The 2,758-nt window shown below is 30.1% G+C and carries 3 protein-coding genes; all 3 read left to right on the top strand.

Going from position 1 to position 2,758, the window contains the following annotated elements; translation table 11 throughout:
* The first annotated feature begins 199 nt into the window (after positions 1–199).
* From ACIR131C_RS27075 to ACIR131C_RS0106810, 3 genes are read left to right on the top strand one after another with little or no spacing between them, the layout of a single operon-like run.
* Complete coding sequence (locus ACIR131C_RS27075) at positions 200–328, top strand: hypothetical protein (RefSeq protein WP_269208803.1); 129 nt, start codon at positions 200–202, stop codon at positions 326–328.
* Between the two features lie 46 nt (positions 329–374).
* Entirely contained in the window at positions 375–2,285 is a 1,911-nt protein-coding gene (locus ACIR131C_RS22115) for a DUF7149 domain-containing protein (protein ID WP_035371636.1), read from the top strand.
* Positions 2,251–2,589, top strand: coding sequence for a TaqI-like C-terminal specificity domain-containing protein (locus tag ACIR131C_RS0106810; protein WP_028089592.1), 339 nt, complete (start codon positions 2,251–2,253; stop codon positions 2,587–2,589). The genes ACIR131C_RS22115 and ACIR131C_RS0106810 overlap by 35 nt, the downstream gene beginning before the upstream one ends.
* Positions 2,590–2,758 lie beyond the last annotated feature (169 nt).

Here is a 2,758-nt window from a genome sequence, read left to right as displayed (position 1 = left end):
TGAAGTACAGATATTAATAATAAAACTCTTGTGGTGCGGGCAAGATGCCCGCACAAGGTGTACTTCACTCAAGCTGAACTTACTGTAAGTTATGATTTATTAGCATAAGTGACTCATCTTGTACACAAAGAAAATCCATCTGCGTGGGTTTTAAGACACTGTGAACACACAATCAAGTATATTTTCCAGGAATACTATTATGTATCAAACAGATCCACCTCCTTCACCCCAAGAAGTGTTACCGACGATGTATGATCTCAAAAGTGAAGATCCAGAGGAGAAAGGTTTGCCTGATCAATTTCATTGGGATTTACAGGATGTTTTATGAGATAATGGAAATTAACCAACTTTAATAAATATCAAGGTGTGAAAAAATGAACTTACAAAAATTGCAACCTAGAGCAGCATTAAATAAAGCATTTCTGAAAATTAACCCCTGTAGAAATGATGTTGAAAATTTTAAAAATCATCTGCAAAATCTAATTAATAAAATTAATGAAGCGGAATCTGAGGAATTTCATAAAAATCTGATTGTGGATTTTTTCAAGAATACTTTTTATAGTGCAAATCATTTTATTAATACTAAGGGACGCAATGATCTAGTTATTTATAATGGTAAAGATGCTAAAAGTAGTGTGGGGGTGATTTTAGAATTTAAAAAGCCAAATAATAAAGGTGAAATGTTGAAAGTTGAGCATCTCAATACTAAAGCATTTCAGGAATTAGTTTTATATTTCTTGCGAGAACGTTTAACAGGAAAAAATTTAGAAATTAAATATTTAATCGCTACTAATATTTACGAATGGTTTATTTTCGATGCTCAAACCTTTGAAAACTTATTTATTGGTAATAAATCTTTGGTTAAACAATTTACTGATTTTGAAGCAGGGAGATTAACCAGCAAAAAAACTGAATTTTTCTATAAAGAAATTGCTCAACCGGCGATTAATGAAATTACCGATAAAATTACCTTTACCCATTTTGATATTCGAGAATATCAGGAATATTTAAACCCTGGTAAACATCCAGATGAACATAAGTTAATTTCCCTATTTAAACTATTTTCTCCAGAACATTTATTAAAATTACCTTTTATTAATGATAGTAATACCCTTGATAAAGGTTTTTACAGTGAATTATTACATATTATCGGTTTGGTAGAAACTAAAGAAGGTGGTAAAAAGCTGATTCAACGCAAAAAAGAACATGATAGAAATATCGGTTCATTAATAGAAAATGCTATTTCCCAAATTGATAGTTTAGATAAAATTTCTCGTTTAGAAAAACCCGAACAATTTGGAGAAACCTATCAAGAACAACTTTTTAATCTAGGTTTAGAATTAGCAATTACTTGGATGAATAGAATCCTGTTTTTAAAATTATTAGAAGCTCAATTAATTAGATATCATAAAAATGACCTGTCTTCGGGATTCTTGAATTTACAAAAAGTTGCAAATTATGATGATCTCAATAGTCTATTTTTTAGTGTTTTAGCGCGTAAACCACAGGAAAGAAGTCAGAATTTACAACAAAAATTACAAGAAAGATTTGCTCATGTTCCTTATTTGAATAGTTCTTTGTTTGAACCGACAGACATTGAACAAGAAACTATTTGTATTAGCAATTTGAGAAATGAAAAATTGCCCATTTTCCCTGGTACTATCTTAAAAGATAATAATGGTAAAAAACTGATCGGAGAAATTAATACCTTAGAATATCTGTTTGCTTTTCTCAATGCTTACAATTTTAGTAGTGACATTGGGGAAGAAATTCAGGAAGAAAATAAAAGGTTAATTAATGCTTCTGTATTGGGTTTAATTTTTGAGAAAATTAATGGTTATAAAGATGGTTCTTTCTTTACCCCCGGTTTTATTACTATGTATATGTGTCGGGAAACCATTAGAAGAGCGGTTATTCAAAAGTTTAATGATCTTAAAGGTTGGAATTGTAAAACTATTGATGATTTATATGATCAAATCGAGGATAAAAAAGCAGCTAATGATATTATTAACAGTTTGAAAATATGTGATCCTGCTGTGGGTTCAGGACATTTTTTAGTTTCTGCTTTAAATGAAATTATTGCGATAAAAAGTGAGTTAAAAATTTTACTGGATAGACAAGGTAAGAGATTAAAGGAATATAGTTTTGAGGTTGCTAATGATGAGTTAGTTGTCACTGATGAGGATGGTTTATTATTTGAGTATAACCCGAAAAATCAGGAAAGTCAACGAGTACAAGAAACTCTATTTCATGAGAAACAAACGATTATTGAAAATTGTTTATAAGGAAAAATATTTAATTGGTATCCTTAACTCTCAAGTTATTTGGTATGTTTTGAGAAATATTTGTGTTGTCAGAAGTGGTGGTTATATTGAAGTTAAACCTCAATACTTTGAACAAATTCCTATTCCTAAAATTTCTCAACGTGATCAAGATATTTTAACACAATTAGTTGATCAAATTCTCAACGCTAAAAAATTAGATCCGAATGCAGATACAACCGCATTAGAAACAGAAATTGATCAAATGGTTTATCAACTATATAATTTAACAGCAGAGGAAATTCAAATTATCGAAAGTTCTCAATAATATCGCTTTATCCATGTCCCCAACTTCTGATATTAATTAGTTTTCGTAGGTTGGGTTAAGCGACAGCGCAACCCAACAAATGCTTGAAAATGTTGGGTTTCCTAAGGTCAACCCAACCTACTCAATATCTGATTCAGACAATTTATAATTTAAAGATTTTATTCGTCAA

Source organism: Dolichospermum circinale AWQC131C, assembly GCF_000426905.1.
Classification (GTDB): domain Bacteria; phylum Cyanobacteriota; class Cyanobacteriia; order Cyanobacteriales; family Nostocaceae; genus Dolichospermum; species Dolichospermum circinale.
Note: the sequence above shows the minus strand (reverse complement) of the source record. Positions and strands in the feature narration are given on the sequence as shown.

Bases quoted from the DNA above. Each gene is read 5' to 3' on its own strand.
- ACIR131C_RS27075 (WP_269208803.1), top strand. From the start codon at position 200: ATGTATCAAACAGATCCACCTCCTTCACCCCAAGAAGTGTTACCGACG.
- ACIR131C_RS22115 (WP_035371636.1), top strand. From the start codon at position 375: ATGAACTTACAAAAATTGCAACCTAGAGCAGCATTAAATAAAGCATTT.
- ACIR131C_RS0106810 (WP_028089592.1), top strand. From the start codon at position 2,251: ATGAGAAACAAACGATTATTGAAAATTGTTTATAAGGAAAAATATTTA.